The following is an 18,199-nucleotide window of genomic DNA, read 5'->3' as shown; positions in this document are numbered from 1 at the left end:
TGAGAGGCACGAGGGGACAAGAATGGCGGGGGTGACGAGAAAAAAAGCCGGGAAGAACGCGGCGGACGGCGCGGACGCAGCGCACGGCCGCACGCTCCGCGGGCGCACGACGGCGGCGCCCCTGCGCGCTCCGAAGCGGGGCTCGACGTCGGCCGCGGCGAGCGGGCCTCGATCCGCGGGACCGGCGACCCTGCGCGCCAGGGCGCCCCGGCGATCGAAGGCGGACGCGGAGCGGCTCGCCCCGCGGGGCGACGCGGCCAAGCGCGAGCGGATCATCGAGGAGCAGCGCCAGCTCCTCGAGCGCCGCGCGGAGGCGGCAGAGCGCATCCTGCGCGAGACCGTCTCCACCATCTCTCACGACCTCAGGAACTCGCTGAGCGTGATCGTCGTGAGCGCCCGCATGCTGATGCGATCCGTCCCTCAGGAGGGCCCGGGTAGGCGGCAGCTCGAGGCGATCACCCGCGCAGCGGACGAGATCAACCAGCTCGCGCAGGATCTTGTCGACGCCATGAGCATCGAGAACGGCTCGCTGAAGGTCGGCAAAGGCGCGCACGAGGTCGAGCCGATCCTCGACAAGGCGATCGAGCTCGTGGCGCCCACGGTCGCGCTGAAGCCGCTCGAGATCGCGAAGGAGCTGCCGCACGAGCTGCCGCCCATCGCGTGCGATCGGGAGCGCATCGTCCAGGTCATCGCCACCCTGCTCGGCAACGCCATGCGCTTCACGCCGAAGGGCGGACGCATCACGGTGCGCGCCGAGCCGTCGGGCACCGACGCGCGATTCTCGATCTCCGATACAGGACCTGGCATCTCCCCGGAGCAACAACTGCTGCTCTTCGCTCGCCACGCGCCCCCTCGAAGGCCCATGGGACAGGGGATGGGGCTCGCGGCGTTCGTCACCAAGGGCATCGTGGAGGCCCACGGCGGCACGATCTGGGTCGAGAGCTCGCCCGGCCAGGGCAGCACGTTCTTCTTCACCATCCCCGCCGCCGGGCTCTCGGTGCGCACGGCCACCTGAAGCGCACGAGGGTCACCGGGGCGCGCCCGAACGCTGCGCGCGATCAGGCGGGCTTCCCCCTGACACGGAGCGCGCGCAGCGGGTGCGCGCGCGGCGTCAGGCCGGTCCGAGCGCCGAGAGCCAGCGGCGGAGGATCGTGCGACCCTCGGACAGCTTTCGAAGCGACGACCACTCGTTGCGCTGGTGCGCCTGGGCGTTCTCGCCGGGGCCGAAGTTGACCGCGGGCACCCCGAGCTCCGCGAAGCGGGCCACGTCGGTCCACGCCTGCTTCGGCTCGACCGCGGCGACGCCCGCCTCGCGCAGCGCGACGACGAGCGGGTGCGACGCGTGCGGCGGCGCCGAAGGGCTGAGGTCGCGCCAGGCGATCTCGGCGCGCCCGTCCACGAGCGCCTCGATGGTCCGCTGCGCCTCCTGGATCGACGTCCCGGGCGGGAAGCGGTGGTTCAGGTTCATCGTGAACTCGTCCGGAACGACGTTCCTCCCGCGCCCGCCCTGCGCCATCGTCGCCGTCGTCACGGCGCGGTAGACGAAGCCGTCGATCTCGACCTCGCGCGGCGCGAGCGCGGCGAGCTCGCACAGGAGCGGGCCCGCCTTGTAGATGGCGTTCTCCCCTTGCCACGGCCGCGCGCTGTGCGCCGTCCGCCCGCGGAACGTCAGCCCCGCGTGGAGCGACCCGCTCGCGCCGAGGCTCAGCCGGTTGTCGCTCGGCTCGAGGCACACCGCGAGATCGAGCGCGCGGAGGTCGGGCTCGCGCTCGATGACCAGCGCGAGCTCGTTCTCCAGGTACGGGCCCTCCTCCCGCGCGTAGAACACGAGCGTCAGATCGACGCCCGCGATCGCCTCCCGCTCGCCCTCGACGAGGTCGAGCATCAGCGCGAGCCCCGACTTCATGTCGCTCGCGCCGGGGCCGTAGAGGCGATCCCCCTCGATCCGCGGCGGCCCGTCGTGCGAGGTGCGCACCACGTCGAGGTGCCCGGCCAGCGCGATCTTCGGGCCGCCCGTGCCCTGCGTCACCTGCACGACGAGCGAGTCGCCGTGGCGGCGCACCGGCGCGGCGAGCCGAGCCCGACCGAGCCGCTCCGCCACCGCGCAGCACAGCTCCTGCTCCTCGCCCGTGGGCGACGGGACGGAGCAGAGCCAGAGCAGCGTGCCCGCGAGATCGGCCGCGGCCGCCGCGTCCGCGTCGGAGCGCGCGCTCACACCGGCACCGCGAAATCTCGCAGCGCCGCGTTCAGCGACACCTTGCGATCCGTCGCCTCGCTCCGCTTGCCGATGATGAGCGCGCAGGGGATCGAGAACTCCCCTGCGGGGAAGCGCTTCGGCCGCGTCCCCGGGATCACCACGCTGCGCGCGGGCACCCGGCCGCGGTGCTCGACGACCTCCGGCCCCGTGACGTCCAGGATCGCCGTCGACGCGGTGAGCACCACGCCGGCGCCGAGCACCGCCTCCTCCTCGACCACGACGCCCTCCACCACGATCACGCGGGAGCCCACGAAGACGCCGTCCTCGATGATCACCGGCCGCGCCCCCGGCGGCTCGAGCACCCCGCCGATGCCGACGCCCCCGGCGAGGTGCACCCCTCGCCCGATCTGCGCGCAGCTGCCGACCGTCGCCCAGGTGTCGACCATCGACCCCGAGCCGACCCACGCGCCGATGTTCACGTAGCCGGGCATCACGATCGCGCCCTGCTCGAGGAACGCGCCGTAGCGCACCGTCCCCGGCGGGACGACGCGCACGCCCGCCTTGTCGAGGCCGCGCTTGAGCGGGATCTTGTCGTGGAACTCGAAGGGGCCGACCTCCATCACGCTCATGCCGCGGAGCGAGAAGTAGAGAAGGATCGCCTCCTTGATCCACGCGTGCGTCACCCACCTGTGCGGAGCGCCCTCGCCGGTGGACGCCGCGCCTTCGCCGCCCGCCTGCGCGGTCTTGTCGGGCTCGGCGACGCGGAGCAGGCCTTGATCGAGGCATTCGATCGTGCGGAGGACCGCGGCCTCGTGCGCGGGCGAGCGGAGGAGCTCGCGGTCGCGGAACGCCGCCTCAACGAGGGACTTCATGGATTCTTCGGTGGCCATGGCGCCGCCTTTAGCACGGCCGAGCCAGCACCGGCACCGGGGTCAGAACGTCATGGTGACGACGCGCCCGTCCGTCCCCTCGACGAGCTCGATGCGCGCGCGGCGCGCGACGACGCGGGCCACGGCGGCCGCCCGCTCGCCGCCGTCGCGCAGCACCACGTCGAGGGCGACCGCCGGCGCGCCCTCGCGCGGGCCGCGCTCGGCGATGCGCACCATCGAGCGCCCGTCCGAGAGGCGGGACACCGTGAGGTGCGGGCTCGCCACGCCCGCCGCGCTGACCATGCCGACCGCGAGCTCCATGAGCCCGCTCACGGCGCGCACGTCGCCCTCCACCTCGTTGGCGCGGCCATCGGAGGAGGCGACCGAGATGCCGAGCACGGGCCGCCCCTCGGCCGGGGCGGCGCTCCAGTTGCGGAGCACGTCGATGAGATCGAGCGGCGTCGGGCGCAGCTCGAGGGTCGCGATCACGAGCTCGGACAGGCGGAGCGCGCCGCTCAGCTCCCGGGCCGTCCTGCGCACCGACGCCTCGAGCCCGAGGCGCTGCCGCGCGTCGATGCCGCGCTCGGAGCCGCCGCGATCCGCGCGGCCGCGGCCAGCGCCGCGCGCCGGCGAGGCGCCCGCCGCCGCGCGGGACAGCTCGTCCGTGAGGCGCGCGACCTCGACGCCCGCGTGGCCCAGGACCGCGCAGGCGGCGTCGGCCGCCGCGGCGTCGGCCGCCGCGGCGGAGCCTGTCTCGACGAAGCCGTCGCGGACCGCCGCGGACAGGCTGTCGAGGGCGACGACGAGCGCCGCGCACCCCTCGCACACCTCCGGCAGCGCGAGCGCGACCCCGCGCGGCCCGACGCGGCGCGAGCCGAGCAGGTGCGCGAAGCTCTCGATGCCAGCCGCGCCGTCCCGCGCCGCGCCGAGCGCAGCCGCGAGCCGCTCGCCGAGCATCAGGCCGTCGCGCTCGGGGCGACCTCGTAACCCGCGAAGAAGTAGCTGATCTCCCGCGCGGCGGTCGCCGGCTTGTCGGACCCGTGGACCGCGTTCTCGCCCACGTTCGCCCCGTAGAGCTTGCGGATCGTCCCGTCCGCCGCCTTGGCCGGGTCCGTCGCGCCGATGACCTCGCGGTACTTGGCCACCGCGTCCTCGCGCTCGAGCGCCATCACCAGGATGGGGCTGCGCGACATGAACGTCACGAGCTCGTCGAAGAAGCCGCGCCCCCGGTGCTCCGCGTAGAAGCCCTCGGCCTCCGCGCGGGTAAGGTGGATGCGCTTCATCGCTTTGACCGTGAAGCCCTCCTTCTCGAGGCGGGCGACGATCGCGCCGGCCGTGTTCTTTTCCATCGCATCAGGCTTGATGATTGAGAGAGTTCGCTCGAGGGCCATGGGCGGCCCAGTTAGGCGAAAACGCCGAGCGTTGCAAGCGCCACGCATTCCGTCCTGGGAGTCCGCCGCCCGCCTCGCTGCACGATCCGCCGCCCGGCCGCGCTTCCGTCATCGCTGTCCATCCCGCCGCACCGCTCCAGGCTGCTCTCCCGGCCGCGCCCCCGGTCGCGGCCGCGTCCGATCACCCGGCGTCTGTCTCGCCTCTCCGCGCTCTCCTCGCGCTCGCGCTCGCGCTCCACCTCGTCCTTGTCGCAATTCCGTCTCGCGAGGGCGACGCGCGACACGCGGGATCGCCATCAAGCTGTCACAATGCGCTGCTACATACATCCGCCATGCCGAGCCATGTGCTCATCGTGGAGGACGAGCGCGACCTGCAGCGCGTTCTCACCTACAACTTCCGTCAGGCCGGGTTCGATGTGGTGTCCGCCGGGAGCGGAGAGACAGCGCTCCGGGCGGTCAAGGAGGAGCGGTTCGATCTCGTCCTGCTCGACCTGATGCTCCCGGACATGTCGGGCACGGAGATCTGCCGCCGCCTCAAGCAGAACCCGCAGACCTCGGCGGTGCCCGTCATCATGGTCACGGCCAAGGGCGAGGAGATCGACCGGATCGTCGGCTTCGAGCTCGGGGCCGACGACTACGTCGTCAAGCCGTTCAGCGTGCGCGAGCTCATCCTGCGCGCCCGGGCGATCCTCAAGCGCTCGGAGAGCCCGGCGTCGGCGCCGGAGAAGTTCGACTTCGGCATCCTGCGGGTCGACCGCGCCGCGCACCGGGCCTGGGTGCAGGAGGCCGAGATCGCGCTGACCGCGCTCGAGTTCCGCCTGCTCATGATGCTCCACGATCGCCGCGGGCGCGTGCTGTCGCGCGATCTCCTGCTCGACGAGGTGTGGGGCTCGCACGTCGACGTCACCGCGCGCAACGTCGACACCCACGTGAAGCGCGTCCGCGAGAAGCTCGGGGCGGCGGGCGATTACATCGAGACCGTGCGCGGCGTCGGCTACCGGTTCCGCGCCGAGCCCGAGGTCGCCTAGAGGGCCCATGCGCTTGCCGAGGGGGCTGGGCATCGGTGCGAAGCTCGCGGCGGGGACGGTGCTCGCCCTCCTCGTCGCTGGCGTCCCGATCGAGCGCCTCGCCGCGCGCGACATGGAAGCGGCGCTGGTCGCGGAGCACAGCCCGCGCGCCGCCGCCGACGCCGCCCTCTTTCGCTCGCGGCGCACCCTGCTGCTCGGCATGGGCACCGTGATCGTCGCCGCCGTCTCGGTCGGCGCCGCCACGGCCTTCTTCGTCGCGCGCCCCGTCCGGAGGCTGACCCGCTTCGCGCAGGCGATGTCCGAGGGCGACCTGTCGACGCGCGCCCCGCTGCGCGGCTCGGGCGAGCTCCGCCAGCTCGCGCGCGCGCTGAACCACCTCACGAGCGAGCTCTCCCGCTCGACCGCCGAGGTCCGGACGGAGCGCGCCCTGCTCGCGGGCATCCTCGACGGGATGAGCGAGGGCGTCCTCGTGCTCGATCGCGACGGGAGGATCCTCCGCGCCAACCGGGCGCTCCGCGCGATGGCCTCCCTCGGCGAGGACGCGCTCGGTCGATCGGTCATCGACTCGATTCGCAACGCGCGGCTCACCGAGGCGATCCAGCTCGCCGGCATGCGGGACGAGCCGGTCGACGTCGAGGTCGAGCTCGGGCGGACGCTGCCGAGGCGGCTGCTCGTGCGCGTGTCGCGCCGGAAGGGCCCGGAGCGGGTCGGGCACGATGAGCGCGAGGCCCTCGCCGCGTGGGGCGCGGATCACGACGGCGCGTCCGCCGAGCCGGGGCTCATCGCGGTGTTCCACGACGTCACCGACCTCCGCCGGCTGGAGACGATCCGGACCGACTTCGTCGCCAACGTGTCCCACGAGCTGCGCACCCCGGTCACCGCGATCAGCACCGCCGCCGAGACGCTGCAGCTCGGCGCGCTGAAGGACCCTCACGAGGCCGCCGAGTTCGTCGACGTGATCGATCGGCACGCGAAGCGCCTCCGCCACCTCGTCGACGACCTGCTCGACCTCTCGAAGATCGAGGCGAAGAGCTTCCGCCTCGCGCTGTCGGAGCTCGACATCGCCCCCGCCATCGAGCACGTCACGCAGCTGCTCGCCGAGGCGGCGCGCCGGCGCAGGGTCACGCTGACGGTCGACGCCTCCGCGCTCCCGCCCGTCCGGTGCGATCGCCGCGCGCTCGAGCAGGTGCTCATGAACCTGCTCGACAACGCCATCAAGTACGCGGGCGAGGGAGCTCACGTCACGGTGAAGGCGCGCTCGGCCGATCAGCAGGTGACGCTCGCCGTCGCCGACGACGGCCCCGGTATCCCGCCTCACCACCTGGGCCGCATCTTCGAGCGGTTCTACCGGGTCGACGCCGGCCGCTCACGCGATCTGGGCGGCACCGGTCTCGGCCTCGCCATCGTGAAGCACCTGGTCGAGCTGATGAACGGCTCGATCGAGGTCGAGAGCGCCATCGGCCGCGGCACCCAGTTCACCGTCCGCCTGGCGCGCGCCGGGTGATCCACGCGAACCACGCAAAGCCAGGAAAGCGAGGTACTCGCTGTTCCACCTTGCCGTCACGGAGCTGTCACAAACCTCGATTACGCCTTGCTGCGCATGGCTCGAACTCTGCTCACCCTGGCGATGTTCCTCCTGACCGCGGCGTGCGGTCGCTCCGATGCCCCCCAGGAAACCGGCTCGCTCCCCGGCGCGAAGAAGGACGCCGCGCCGCAGCCGACCGCGGGCGGGGACCTCGCCTTGACGGGCGCGGGAGCGACGTTCCCTTACCCTCTCTACACGAAGTGGATCGCTGAGTTTCAGAAGGCCAACTCCAAGGTCAAGATCAACTACCAGTCCATCGGCTCCGGGGGTGGGATCCGGCAGATCACCGAGCGGACCGTCGACTTCGGCGCCTCCGATGCGCCGATGAACGAGGAGCAGCTCGCGAAGGCCGCGGGCATCCTTCACCTGCCGACGTGCCTGGGCGCGGTCGTGCTGACGTACAACCTCGAGGGCGTCCCGTCTGGCCTGAAGCTCACGCCGGAGGCGGCCGCGCACATCTTCCTGGGCAAGATCAAGAAGTGGAACGACCCGGCCCTCCAGCAGGAGAACCCGGACGTGAAGCTCCCCGACAAGGAGATCGCGACGGTCCACCGCTCGGACGGCAGCGGGACGACCAAGATCTTCGTCGACTACCTGAGCGCGGTCAGCCCGGAGTGGAAGAGCGGACCGGGGACCGGGACGAGCGTCAACTGGCCTGGCGGCCTCGGCGCCAAGGGCAACGACGGCGTCTCCGCCCTCATCACGAGCACGCCCGCCTCGATCGGCTACATCGAGCTCGCGTACGCGATGCAGAACAAGCTCACGTTCGCCTCGCTCAAGAACAGGAGCGGGAAGTTCATCACCCCGTCGCTCGAGAGCACGACCGCCGCGGGCGCGGGCGCCGCCGCCAGGATGCCGGACGACCTCCGGATCTCGCTCGTGGATGCCGAGGGCGAGGACGCATACCCCATCGCCGGCTTCACGTATCTCCTCGTGTACCAGGAGCAGAAGGACCTCGCGAAGGGCAAGGCGCTCTCCAGCTTCATCAAGTGGGCGATGCAAGACGGCCAGAGGTTCACGAACGACCTCCATTACGCCCCGCTGCCCGCGGCTGTCGTCGAGAAGGTCAACAAGAAGCTCGCCGCGCTGATCGGCCCTGACGGCAAGCCCCTTCTCGCCCCATGACCCCAGGAATGCGCGTCAGCCGCGCGACCGGCGCCCCGCCGCGCGCGGCTGGCGTGCGCGCTGGAGCGCAGGATAGGTCCATGAGCACCGTAGAAGTCCCGATGCAACGAGCCGCCTCGCCCGCGCCGCACAGCGACGCGCCACAGGGCACGCGCGGAGCCGATCGAGCGTTCCGCGCCATCCTGACGATGTTCGGCCTCACGGTGCTCGCGGTGCCAGCGCTGATGGTGCTGGAGCTCCTCCGATCGTCGCGCCTCGCGATCGACAAGTTCGGGCTGGGGTTCCTCGGCGGGAGCGTGTGGGACCCTGCGCGCGAGGAGTTCGGCGCGCTCCCGTTCGTCTACGGCACGGTCGTCACGTCGCTGATCGCCATCGCGATCGCCGTCCCCGTCTCGCTCGGTCTCGCGATCTTCCTGTCGGATCTGGCCCCCCACCGGATCCGCAAGCCGCTCGGGTTCATGGTCGAGCTCCTCGCGGCGATCCCGAGCGTCGTCTACGGCTTCTGGGGCATCGCCGTGCTCCGCCCCTGGCTCCGGGACACCGTCGAGCCGGTCATCATCAAGTACTTCGGCTACATCCCCCTCTTCGAGGGCCCGCCGCTCGGCTTCGGCATGTTCGCCGCGGGCGTCATCCTCGCCATCATGATCGTCCCGACGATCACGTCGGTGTCGCGGGAGGTGATGCAGGCGGTGCCCCAGCTGCACCGCGAGGCAGCGGTCGGCCTCGGCGCGTGCGCGTGGGACACGATCCGCTACGCGGTCCTCCCGTCGGCGCGCTCGGGCATCATCGGGGCCGTCATCCTCGGGCTGAACCGGGCGCTCGGCGAGACGATGGCCGTCACGATGATGATCGGCAACGTCCCGAAGGTGAGCGCGTCGATCTTCCACCCCGGCTATTCGATGGCGAGCGTCATCGCCAACGAGTTCGTCGAGGCGACGAGCGACATGTACGTGTCGGCGCTGTCCAAGATCGCGCTGCTCCTCTTCGGGGTCGCCCTCCTCCTCAACCTCTTCGCCCGGTGGCTCGTGAGCTCGACCAAGAGCAAGCTGGAGAAGCGCGCATGAACAGCGACACCCCTGTCCCCGTGGCGAGCCCCGCGAGCGCCCCCCGGCGCACGCTGCTCGAGCCCGCGCCCGGCGAGACGCTGCGCCGCGTACGCAGCTACTTCTTCGAGGGGCTCTGCGTGTCGAGCGCCGTCGTCGTCCTGGTCCCGCTGCTTCTGATCCTCATCTACGTCGTCAGCAAAGGCCTCAGCGGGCTGTCCCTCGACTTCTTCACCCAGCTGCCGAAGCCCGTCGGCGACGAGCGGAGCGGCATGGGCAACGCGGTCGTCGGCACGCTCATCCTCGTCGCCATCGGCTGCGGCATCGGGTTGCCGACGGGCATCCTCGCCGGCATCTACCTGGCCGAGATCGGGCGCGGCAAGCTCGCCGCCGCCATCCGGTTCATCGCCGACGTGCTCGGCGGCGTCCCCTCGATCACCATCGGCGTGTTCGTCTACGCCCTCGTCGTGGTCACGATGAAGCGCTTCTCCGCGCTCGCGGGCGGCATCGCGCTCGCGATCGTGATGCTCCCGACGGTGACCCGCACGACGGAGGAGCTGCTCAAGCTGGTGCCCGCCCACCTCCGCGAGGCGTCGCTCGCCCTCGGCGTGCCGGAGTGGCGCACCAGCCTCCTCGTCGTGCTCCGGACGGCCTCGCCCGGGATCGGCACCGGCGTGATGCTCGCCGTGGCCCGCATCGCCGGCGAGACAGCGCCGGTGCTCCTCACCGCGCTCGGCTCATCGTACTGGAGCTTCGCCATCGACCGCCCCATCGCCTCGCTGCCGGTGCAAATCTGGCGGAACGCGACTTCGCCCTACCCGAAGTGGCAGCAGGAGGCGTGGACAGGCGCCCTCGTGCTGATCGTCATCGTCTTCCTCCTCAACCTGCTCGCGCGCATCGCCACGTCGCGGAGCGTCAAGGCGCGCTAAGGGCACTCGATGAGCTCGTTCGACTCACTGCACCACAAAGTACGGTCCGGGGAACGCCGCAGCGGGCTCGACGCCGATGGCATCGACAGCCGCTCCATGGAGCCAGAGGACGAGGCGCCGCCAGCCAAGATCAGCGTCACCCGGCTCAACGCCTATTTTCACAAGTTCCACGCCATCCACGACATCACGCTGAACATCCCCGACGGCCAGGTCACAGCGGTCATCGGCCCGTCCGGGTGCGGGAAGTCGACGTTCCTGCGCTGTCTCAACCGGATGCACGAGCAGGTGCCCGGGGCCTCGGCGAAGGGCTCCGTCATGATCGACGGCGTGAACATCTATGACAGAGCCGTCGACCCGGTGCGGCTGCGGCGCCGCGTCGGCATGGTGTTCCAGAAACCCAACCCGTTTCCAACGATGTCCATCCGCGAGAACGTCCTCGCCGGGCACAAGCTGAACGGCATCTCCGTCAAGGATCCCACAGGCCTCGTCGAGAAGTGCCTGCGCCAGGTGGCGCTCTGGGACGAGGTGAAGGACAAGCTCGATCAGTCCGGGCTCTCCCTCTCGGGCGGGCAGCAGCAGCGGCTCTGCATCGCCCGCGTCCTCGCGGTGGAGCCCGAGGTGATCCTGCTCGACGAGCCGTGCTCTGCGCTCGATCCCATCGCGACCGCGCGCGTCGAGGAGCTCATCGACGAGCTGAAAGAGCGATATACTTGCGTGCTCGTAACACACAACATGCAGCAGGCCGCCCGGTGCTCTGACTATACCGCTTTCTTCTACATGGGAGACTTGGTGGAGTTCGACAGGACCCAGACGATCTTCACCAACCCCAAGGAGAGCAAGACGGAAGACTACGTCACCGGGAAGTTCGGCTGATGGAAGCGGGGGAGAGAGTCATGCCGACGTCGCACACGAGCAAGGTCTACGAGCACGAGCTGCGCACGCTTCGCGAGAAGCTGCTGCTCATGGGCAGCCTCGTCGAGGAGATGATCCAGAAAGGCTCGACCGCGCTCATGACGCGCGACACGGGCCTCGCCAAGGCGACGATCCGGCTCGATCGCCGGATCAACCGCCTCGAGTGCGAGGTAGATGAGCTCTGCATGAGGATCCTCGCGACGCGCCAGCCCGTCGCGTCCGACCTGCGCTTCGTCACCACGGCGCTCAAGATCGTCACCGATCTGGAGCGGGTCGGCGACCTCGTGGTGAACGTCTGCGAGCGCGTGCAGGAGCTCAACGAGGAGCCGCCGCTCGCGCCGGTCGCGGAGCTGCAAGGCCTCGCGGACGAGGCCATCGAGGTGGTGCACGAGGCGCTGGACGCGCTGGTCGCCCGCGACTGCGAGCGAGCGAACCAGCTGCTCACGCGCGATGACGTCATCGACGAGCACTACGCCCGCATCTTCCAGGAGGTGCTCCTCGTCATGAGCCGCGACCCGAGCACGGTGTACAGGGCCACGCGCATCCAGTCGATCGCCAAGTACCTGGAGCGCATCGCCGATCACGCGATGAACATCGCCGAGTCGGTCGTCTTCCTCGTCAAGGGGACGGACATCCGGCACCACAACCGCCTGAAGGAGAACGACCCGCTCTCCTCGCCTCCGCCGGCCGGGCTTCGCCTGCGCTAGGCGCCGGCGCCGCCCGGAGGCGCCGTCCCACCGTGGCCGTGGGGCTCCTCGTCGCCGTGCGTGTGCGCGTGCCCGTGACGCGCCTCGTGCCCGTGCTCGCCGGCGCAGCGGGCGTCCTCCCATCCGACCCAGTAGGGGCCGTCGGGCCCATGCTCGCGCTTCCAGATCGGCAGGCGCTCCTTGATGCGATCGATGAGCAGGCGGCACCCGCGGAACGCCTCTCCCCGGTGCGGCGCGCTCGCGGCGCAGGCGACGGCCACATCGCCGACGTGGAGCGCGCCCACCCGGTGCGTCGCGGCGACGCGCACGCCAGGGATCTCCGCGGCGAGCTCCGAGAGGATCCGCTCTAGCTCGGCCTCGGCCATCGTCCCGTAGGCCTCGTACTCCAGCAGCGTGACCGAACGGCCCTCGTTGACGTCGCGCACCACGCCCAGGAACGTGGCGATGCCGCCCGCGCCAGGGTGAGACACAGCGGCGATGAGCTCGTCGAGGCCGAGCGGCTCGGCGCGGATCCGGCTCACGGCGCGCTCCGCTGGAAATGGCCGGAGCGGCCGCCGCTCTTCTCGAGGAGCTTGATGTCCGAGATCACCATCTCGCGATCGATCCCCTTCAGCATGTCGTAGATCGTCAAGCACGCGGCGCTCACCGCGACCATGGCCTCCATCTCGACCCCCGTGCGATCCACCGCCTCCGCGGCGGCGGTCACCCGGATCGTCGCGGAGGGCTCGTCCACGTCGAGCGAGACCGAGACGTGCGTGAGCGCGATGCCGTGGCAGAGCGGGATGAGCTCCGGCGTGCGCTTCGCCGCCATGATCCCGGCGATCCGCGCCGCGGCCAGCACGTCGCCCTTCGGGGCGTCGTCGCGCGCGACCCGGGCGATCGTCTCGGGGCGCATCATGACGGCGCCGGACGCGACAGCGCGGCGGTGCGTGACGGGCTTGCCTTCGACAGGCACCATGCGGGCCTCGCCGCTCGGAGAGAGGTGAGTCGAGAGCGCTTCGCCCTCGCCAGGTCGATCAGGGGTTCGCGGCATCGCCCCGGAATCTGACACGGCAGCCGTGAGGACCGGAAGCCGAACGTGATCCGGCCCCGCGCGGATCCGCCCGCTCCGTCAGCCGCCGATCGCGCGGATCGACACAGCGGAGGCCGTCTCTTCGGTGCAGCCCTTCCATACCTTGCCGTCCGGCTTGAGACGCCACGCCTCGTCCAGGCGCAGGCGGATCGCCGCCCGATCGCCGATCTTCGCCTCGCGCGAGGCGTCGACGCCGTCGTCGGTGGCGAGGCACGGCCGGAGCACGCCCGTCGAGGAGACGCGCAGGCGATCACAGCTCTCGCAGAACGTGTCGCTGGTGCCCGTGATGAAGCCCACGCGGAGCGACGGGTCGCGGCGAGCGCGGACGTACCTGGCCGGGCCGAGGCCGGGCTCGGCGGCCGCCTCCTCCGGGAGGAGGTGCTCGGCGAGGCGCGCCCTCATCTCGGCCGCGGTGACGAGGTGCTTGCCGACGAGCCGAGCGCCCTCGGCGATCGGCATCACCTCGAGGAAGCGCGGCACCATCCGGCGCTCCCACGCCCACAGCGCGAGCCGCTCGATCTCGTCGTCGTTCACGCCGCGGAGGACCACCGTGTTCAGCTTGATCGGCGAGAAGCCCGCCGCGATCGCGGCGTCGATGCCGTCGAGCACCCGGGCGAGCTCGCCGCCCCGGGTCATCTCGCCGAAGCGCGCGGGATCGAGGGTGTCGATCGAGACGTTCAGCCGGTGCAGCCCGGCGGCGCGCAGCGCCCCGGCGAGCCGCGCGAGCTGCGACGCGTTCGTCGTGAGGGCCAGATCCTCGAAGCCGAGCGCGGCGAGGCACCCGACGATCGACACGATCTCGGGGTGGAGCAGCGGCTCGCCGCCGGTCAGGCGCACCCGCCGGACGCCGGCGTCGCGCAGCGCCTCGAACATGGTGCGCCAGGCGGCCGTCATGAGCTTGCCGTCGGCATAACCGTCATGCCGCGACGGGCGGCAGTAGGTGCACGCGAAGTCGCACCGATCCGTGACCGAGATGCGCGCGCTCCGCGGCGCGGGCCCCGCGTGCTCGCCGGCTGCCTCGCGGGCGCCGTCGCGGTACGGGATCACGGCGGCGCGCCGGCCAGCGTCTCCGCCGCCGACGAGCGGCAGCGACCGCCGCCGCTGCGCCGACGCGTCGCCCGCATCGCGCGCAGGATCGAGGCCGCCGATAGAAAAAGGCATGGGCGCGTCCCTCTCGGGTCCTCTCGCTAGCCGCCCGCCACCGGCGGGATCAGCGCGACCTCGTCACCGAAACCTACAGGATCGCTCGGCGTCGCATAGACGCCGTTCACCGCCACCCGGATGGATCCCTTGTAGGGGCCGAGCCCCGGATAACGAGCACAGACGTGCTCCAGGAGCTCCGCTGCGGTGCAGGGGCCAGCCAGCGGCAGCGCCACTTCTCCGGCACCCAGCACATCCCTCGCGCCAGCGAATGCAAGCACGCGTACCGCTGCATCCATCACCGCAACCTAGCATCGCTCCGCGGACCCGACACGACGAACTGCCGGCAAGCGACCTCGGGCCGCCCTGGCGACCTGGCGAGATTCGAGTCTACCGGGCCCGGCCGGCACGGCTATCATCGGGCGGCTCACCGTCATGTCGGAAGAAGGCTTTTTACCGGGCACGATCCTGGCCGGTCGCTATCAGGTCCGCCGAGAGCTGGGCCGCGGCGGCATGGGGGTCGTCTATCTCTGCCGCGATCTGGTGATCGACGAGCGCGTGGCCGTGAAGCTGCTCGACCGGCCAGGCGCGGCGGCCCGCCCCGAGGACGCCTGGTGGTTCCAGGAGGAAGCCCGGGCGCTCGCCGGTCTCTCCCATCCGGCGCTCGTCAAGGCCCGCGACTTCGGGGCGCTCAGCAACGGGACGCCGTACCTCGTGATGGACGCCGTCCCGGGTCGATCGCTCCACGAGTGGCTCTACCTCGCGCGGCTCGAGGACCCGCTGCCCTGGCCGATCATCTGGAGCGTCATCGACCAGGTGCTCGGCGCGCTGGCGCACGCGCACGCGCGCGGCGTCATCCACGGGGACCTGAAGCCGTCCAACGTCCTCGTCGATCTGCAGCACGGGGGCGAGCCGCCGCTCGTGCACGTGCTCGACCTCGGGCTGGCCTGGCTCATCCAGGACCGGGTCGATCACCGGCTCGACGGCTCCAGGGAGAGCGAACCCACGGTGCGCTGGGGCGCGGGCACCCCGGGCTGGATGGCGCCCGAGCAGATCCGCTTCGCGGCGCCCCACGTCGGACCGCCGACGGACCTCTACGCGCTCGGCTGCATCCTCTACGCCCTGCTCGCCGGCGGCGAGGTCTACGACGGCAACAACGACGAGCTCCTCCAGCAGCACCGGAGCGCGCCGATCCCCGACCTGCCGCTCCCCCCGCCGGTGCCGGGCGACGTCGCGAAGTTCGCGAAGCGCCTGCTCGCGAAGCGGCCCTGGCACCGCTTCGACTTCGCGGGCGACGCGCGGCGGGTGTGGAAGCGGTTCGAGCCGCGCAACAACGCGAACGTGACAGCGACGCCGCTGCCGATCGCCCTCTTGACGAGCGGCCGCCTGCCCCCGAGCCGCAAGGAGCTGCTCACGCCCGAGCTCATCGAGCCTCCAGACGACGACCCGCCGCCGTCCGTGACGACCACCGGGCTGCTCGCGCTCCGGCCGAGCCCGTTCGTCGCGCGGACCGGGGAGCGGGCGCGGCTCATGGAGGTCGTGGCCGAGATGGTCGACGCGCCGAAGGCGATGCACCGGTTCGTCCTGCTCGCGGGCGAGGCCGGCGTCGGCAAGAGCCGGCTGGCCGAGTGGCTCTGCGAGGAGGTCCACGAGCGGGCGCTCATGGTGCCGCTCCGCGCGCGCTACCGGCGCATCGCGGCGCCGCTCGACGGCGTGCTCGGCGCGGTGACCCAGCACTACCGGCTGGAGCGGGCCGAGCGCGAGATCGTCGAGAAGGTGCTGATGAACCTCTGGGAGGTCCCGCCCGAGGACGAGGTCGGCAAGACGTGGGTCGCGGCGACCGCCGAGTGGATCAAGCCGTCGCCCCCGGGCAGCGAGGCGGTCGGCCCGACGGGGAAGCGCTTCCGCCTGGATCGCCCCGAGCTCCGCTGGCTGATCATCCGCAAGACGCTGGAGAGGATCGGCCGGGACAGGCCGGTGCTGCTCTGGCTCGACGACCTGCACTACGCCTCGTCGACGACGTTCGAGGGGCTCCTCACGCTCCACCGCGACGCGCCGAACCTGGGCCTGCTCGTCGTGGCGACCGTCAGGAGCGAGGCGGTCGAGTGCGATCCGGTGGCGGCGCGGCGGATCGAGGGGGCGCTCGCGGCCTACGTCGGGGAGCGGCTCGACGTCGCCCCGCTGAACCCCACGCAGACGCACGCGCTGCTCCGGGAGACGCTTCCACTCGACGACGCGGCGGCCGAGGCGGCGACGGCCCGCAGCAAGGGGAACCCGCTCTTCGCGCTGCAGCTGCTGCACGCGTGGGCGGGCGGCGGGCACCTCCAGCTCCGCGCGGGCAAGTACTTCGTGCCGAGGGCGTCGATGGCGGTGCAGGCGGCGACGACCGCCGACCTCTGGGAAGAGCGCCTCGCGGCGCTGCCCGAGGAGCTCCGCACCGGCGCGCGCGCCGCCGCCGCGCTCGGCGGCGACATCCGGCGCGAGATCCTGCGCGCGCTGCTCACCTCGCTCGATATCTCCGCGGACCGGGCGCTCGCGTCCATGCAGCGCGCCCAGATCCTCCTCGCCGTGGGCGATCGCCTGCGCTGGCCGCACGCGCTGCTCCAGGAGCACCTCCTCTCGCAGCTCTTCCTCGAGCCGGACGCGGCCCGCGTGTTCCGCGCCGCCGCCGACGCGCTCGGGGCGCACCCGGCCGCGTCGAGCCGCCGCATCCTCCGGCACCGGGTCGTCAGCCTCCTGCGCGCCGGCGACACCGACGAGGCCGCGGCGCTCATGCACGCGCACGTGGCGGCGCACTGGCAGAGCTCGCGCGACATCGCCGCGACGCTCCGCGATCTCGCCGTGCTCGACGGCAAGCTGCCCGGGGGGAGCGACTCGCGCCCGGGCCTCCGGGGCGGGGTGGACGCGCGGCCCGTGCTGACGGGGACGCGCCTCGGGACGCAGCTGCGCTTCCGCGCCGAGGCGCTGCGGCTGGCGGGGAGGCTCGACGAGGCGCGGCGCGACGCGGACGACGCGCGGCGCATCTTCGAGCAGGCCGGCGACCGCGAGAACCAGGCGCATTGCCTGCGCCTGCTCGGGCACATCGCGTCGGACCTCGGCGCGGAGGCGCAGGGCCGGCGGCTCGTGGCGCGGGCGCACGCGATCTTCGACGAGATCGGCCACGGCCACGGGCAGGCGCAGTGCGAGGTGCTGCTCGGCGAGATCGACTACCTGCTCGGCGAGCACGCGCGGGCGCGGGCGGTGCTCGCGTCGGGGGCGTCGCGGTTCATGGAGGTCGGCGATCGGCTCGGCCGGGCGCAGTGCCTGCTGCTGCAGAGCATGGTCGAGCAGGCCGGGGCGACCTCGGACGCGGCGCGCGCGCTGCTCACGACCGCGCACGCCGATTTCGACGCCATCGGCTACCGGCTCGGGCTCGCGCAGTGCGATCTCGCGCTGTCGCACTCGGACCACCGCGCCGGCAACTTCGAGGCGGCGCGCTCGGGCGCGCTCGCGGCGCGGCAGAGCTTCCGCGACGTCGCGAACCCGCGCGGCGAGGCCGGGTGCGAGCGCCTGCTCTCGATGGTGGCCCTCGACGCGGGCGCGCCGGAGCTCGCCGAGGAGCACGCGCTCGCCGCCGGCAGGCTCTTCGAGCGGCTCGGGGATCCGTGGGGCCTTGTGGAGGCGCGGCTGCTCTTCGCGCAGATCGCGCTCCACCGCGGGGAGGCGGAGCTCGCTCGCGAGCACCTGATGGCGTGCGAGGCGGTGGCGCTCGCGGAGGCGGAGCCCCGGCAGCACCGGCACCTGACGCTGGCCTGGCTCGCGTACCACGAGGGGCGCTTCCACGAGGCGGCGCGCGAGCTCGACGCGGCGCGCGCGGCCTTCAAGGACAGCCGCACCGGGGACCACACGCCGCAGCTCCTCGAGCGCTTCGCGCGGATGGGCTGGCCCAAGCCGGCGGGGACGCGGATCAGCGGCTGGATGCGCACCCTGGAGAACACCTGAGCCGGAGTCCGGACACGGGGGCGCCCGCGCCCGGCAACTCCCCTCCACGAGCGCTCTCCAGGGGATCAGCGGCCGTCGATAGCTGACGTTCTCACGATCTGCGTCGCCGAGCGGGGCTCACCCGCACAGGAGACGGGTCCAGATCGGCGTTTTCGGCGCGCAGGCGCACTCCCGTGCGCTGAGCACCGAAAACGCCGAGATGGGCCCGTATCCGAAGCGG

The 18,199-nt window shown here is 72.0% G+C and carries 17 protein-coding genes; 9 read left to right on the top strand and 8 right to left on the bottom strand.

Going from position 1 to position 18,199, the window contains the following annotated elements; genetic code table 11:
* The first annotated feature begins 22 nt into the window (after positions 1-22).
* Positions 23-1,015: a sensor histidine kinase gene (locus WMF22_RS16225; RefSeq protein ID WP_437299976.1), complete on the top strand. Its 993-nt coding sequence runs from the start codon at positions 23-25 to the stop codon at positions 1,013-1,015.
* Between the two features lie 96 nt (positions 1,016-1,111).
* Here WMF22_RS16225 and dapE read toward each other — a convergent pair whose 3' ends face one another.
* From dapE to ndk, 4 genes are read right to left on the bottom strand one after another with little or no spacing between them, the layout of a single operon-like run.
* Positions 1,112-2,215: a succinyl-diaminopimelate desuccinylase gene (gene dapE / locus WMF22_RS16220; protein WP_438036301.1), complete on the bottom strand. Its 1,104-nt coding sequence runs from the start codon at positions 2,213-2,215 to the stop codon at positions 1,112-1,114.
* The gene (locus tag WMF22_RS16215; protein ID WP_012235582.1) at positions 2,212-3,087 is read right to left on the bottom strand and encodes a 2,3,4,5-tetrahydropyridine-2,6-dicarboxylate N-succinyltransferase; all 876 of its coding nucleotides are present in this window, start codon (positions 3,085-3,087) and stop codon (positions 2,212-2,214) included. The genes dapE and WMF22_RS16215 overlap by 4 nt, the downstream gene beginning before the upstream one ends.
* A gap of 42 nt (positions 3,088-3,129) precedes the next feature.
* Entirely contained in the window at positions 3,130-4,023 is an 894-nt protein-coding gene (locus WMF22_RS16210; RefSeq protein WP_438036300.1) for a hypothetical protein, read from the bottom strand.
* Entirely contained in the window at positions 4,023-4,457 is a 435-nt protein-coding gene (gene ndk / locus WMF22_RS16205; protein ID WP_437299973.1) for a nucleoside-diphosphate kinase, read from the bottom strand. The genes WMF22_RS16210 and ndk overlap by 1 nt, the downstream gene beginning before the upstream one ends.
* A gap of 332 nt (positions 4,458-4,789) precedes the next feature.
* Here ndk and WMF22_RS16200 point away from each other — a divergent pair, with 332 nt between their 5' ends.
* The 7 genes from WMF22_RS16200 (at position 4,790) to phoU (ending at position 11,786) form a co-directional block, all read left to right on the top strand.
* A complete protein-coding gene (locus tag WMF22_RS16200; RefSeq protein ID WP_437299972.1) occupies positions 4,790-5,485 on the top strand; it encodes a response regulator in 696 nt (231 codons plus the stop codon).
* Positions 5,486-5,492: 7 nt separating this feature from the next.
* Positions 5,493-6,989 carry an ATP-binding protein gene (locus WMF22_RS16195; protein WP_437299971.1) on the top strand — a complete coding sequence of 499 codons (1,497 nt, stop codon included), beginning with the start codon at positions 5,493-5,495 and terminating at the stop codon, positions 6,987-6,989.
* Between the two features lie 96 nt (positions 6,990-7,085).
* On the top strand, positions 7,086-8,195 hold the full coding sequence (gene pstS / locus WMF22_RS16190; protein WP_437299970.1) for a phosphate ABC transporter substrate-binding protein PstS: 1,110 nt from the start codon (positions 7,086-7,088) through the stop codon (positions 8,193-8,195).
* Positions 8,196-8,275: 80 nt separating this feature from the next.
* On the top strand, positions 8,276-9,259 hold the full coding sequence (gene pstC, locus WMF22_RS16185; protein ID WP_437299969.1) for a phosphate ABC transporter permease subunit PstC: 984 nt from the start codon (positions 8,276-8,278) through the stop codon (positions 9,257-9,259).
* On the top strand, positions 9,256-10,167 hold the full coding sequence (gene pstA / locus WMF22_RS16180) for a phosphate ABC transporter permease PstA (RefSeq protein ID WP_437299968.1): 912 nt from the start codon (positions 9,256-9,258) through the stop codon (positions 10,165-10,167). The genes pstC and pstA overlap by 4 nt, the downstream gene beginning before the upstream one ends.
* A gap of 9 nt (positions 10,168-10,176) precedes the next feature.
* Positions 10,177-11,040, top strand: coding sequence for a phosphate ABC transporter ATP-binding protein PstB (pstB, locus tag WMF22_RS16175; RefSeq protein ID WP_437299967.1), 864 nt, complete (start codon positions 10,177-10,179; stop codon positions 11,038-11,040).
* A gap of 20 nt (positions 11,041-11,060) precedes the next feature.
* The gene (phoU, locus tag WMF22_RS16170; RefSeq protein ID WP_437299966.1) at positions 11,061-11,786 is read left to right on the top strand and encodes a phosphate signaling complex protein PhoU; all 726 of its coding nucleotides are present in this window, start codon (positions 11,061-11,063) and stop codon (positions 11,784-11,786) included.
* Here the strand turns inward: phoU and WMF22_RS16165 are convergent.
* The 4 genes from WMF22_RS16165 to WMF22_RS16150 form a co-directional block, all read right to left on the bottom strand.
* Positions 11,783-12,307: a molybdenum cofactor biosynthesis protein MoaE gene (locus tag WMF22_RS16165; RefSeq protein WP_437299965.1), complete on the bottom strand. Its 525-nt coding sequence runs from the start codon at positions 12,305-12,307 to the stop codon at positions 11,783-11,785. The two genes, phoU and WMF22_RS16165, sit on opposite strands and share 4 nt — an antisense overlap.
* Positions 12,304-12,819 carry a cyclic pyranopterin monophosphate synthase MoaC gene (moaC, locus tag WMF22_RS16160; protein ID WP_044964956.1) on the bottom strand — a complete coding sequence of 172 codons (516 nt, stop codon included), beginning with the start codon at positions 12,817-12,819 and terminating at the stop codon, positions 12,304-12,306. Before moaC ends, WMF22_RS16165 begins: the two co-directional genes overlap by 4 nt.
* A 78-nt stretch (positions 12,820-12,897) precedes the next feature.
* Positions 12,898-14,019 carry a GTP 3',8-cyclase MoaA gene (gene moaA / locus WMF22_RS16155; RefSeq protein WP_437299964.1) on the bottom strand — a complete coding sequence of 374 codons (1,122 nt, stop codon included), beginning with the start codon at positions 14,017-14,019 and terminating at the stop codon, positions 12,898-12,900.
* A gap of 26 nt (positions 14,020-14,045) precedes the next feature.
* On the bottom strand, positions 14,046-14,279 hold the full coding sequence (locus tag WMF22_RS16150) for a MoaD/ThiS family protein (protein ID WP_157906688.1): 234 nt from the start codon (positions 14,277-14,279) through the stop codon (positions 14,046-14,048).
* Positions 14,280-14,433: 154 nt separating this feature from the next.
* On the opposite strand from WMF22_RS16150, the gene WMF22_RS16145 reads away from it, so the two are divergent.
* Positions 14,434-17,979 (top strand): protein kinase domain-containing protein, encoded by a 3,546-nt coding sequence (locus WMF22_RS16145; RefSeq protein ID WP_438036299.1) that lies wholly within the window; start codon positions 14,434-14,436, stop codon positions 17,977-17,979.
* Positions 17,980-18,199 lie beyond the last annotated feature (220 nt).

It is taken from the genome of Sorangium sp. So ce204 (genome assembly GCF_051526795.1).
In the GTDB taxonomy this organism is placed as follows: Bacteria; Myxococcota_A; Polyangia; order Polyangiales; family Polyangiaceae; genus Sorangium; species Sorangium cellulosum_B.
The sequence above is the reverse complement of the archived record's forward strand: the minus strand, read 5'-3'. Positions and strand labels throughout refer to the sequence as shown.

Bases quoted from the DNA above. Each gene is read 5' to 3' on its own strand.
- pstA (WP_437299968.1), top strand. From the start codon at position 9,256: ATGAACAGCGACACCCCTGTCCCCGTGGCGAGCCCCGCGAGCGCCCCC.
- WMF22_RS16215 (WP_012235582.1), bottom strand. From the start codon at position 3,087: ATGGCCACCGAAGAATCCATGAAGTCCCTCGTTGAGGCGGCGTTCCGC.
- WMF22_RS16210 (WP_438036300.1), bottom strand. From the start codon at position 4,023: ATGCTCGGCGAGCGGCTCGCGGCTGCGCTCGGCGCGGCGCGGGACGGC.
- WMF22_RS16195 (WP_437299971.1), top strand. From the start codon at position 5,493: ATGCGCTTGCCGAGGGGGCTGGGCATCGGTGCGAAGCTCGCGGCGGGG.
- pstS (WP_437299970.1), top strand. From the start codon at position 7,086: ATGGCTCGAACTCTGCTCACCCTGGCGATGTTCCTCCTGACCGCGGCG.
- ndk (WP_437299973.1), bottom strand. From the start codon at position 4,457: ATGGCCCTCGAGCGAACTCTCTCAATCATCAAGCCTGATGCGATGGAA.
- phoU (WP_437299966.1), top strand. From the start codon at position 11,061: ATGCCGACGTCGCACACGAGCAAGGTCTACGAGCACGAGCTGCGCACG.
- pstC (WP_437299969.1), top strand. From the start codon at position 8,276: ATGAGCACCGTAGAAGTCCCGATGCAACGAGCCGCCTCGCCCGCGCCG.
- WMF22_RS16145 (WP_438036299.1), top strand. From the start codon at position 14,434: ATGTCGGAAGAAGGCTTTTTACCGGGCACGATCCTGGCCGGTCGCTAT.
- moaC (WP_044964956.1), bottom strand. From the start codon at position 12,819: ATGCCGCGAACCCCTGATCGACCTGGCGAGGGCGAAGCGCTCTCGACT.
- WMF22_RS16225 (WP_437299976.1), top strand. From the start codon at position 23: ATGGCGGGGGTGACGAGAAAAAAAGCCGGGAAGAACGCGGCGGACGGC.
- moaA (WP_437299964.1), bottom strand. From the start codon at position 14,019: ATGCCTTTTTCTATCGGCGGCCTCGATCCTGCGCGCGATGCGGGCGAC.
- WMF22_RS16200 (WP_437299972.1), top strand. From the start codon at position 4,790: ATGCCGAGCCATGTGCTCATCGTGGAGGACGAGCGCGACCTGCAGCGC.
- pstB (WP_437299967.1), top strand. From the start codon at position 10,177: ATGAGCTCGTTCGACTCACTGCACCACAAAGTACGGTCCGGGGAACGC.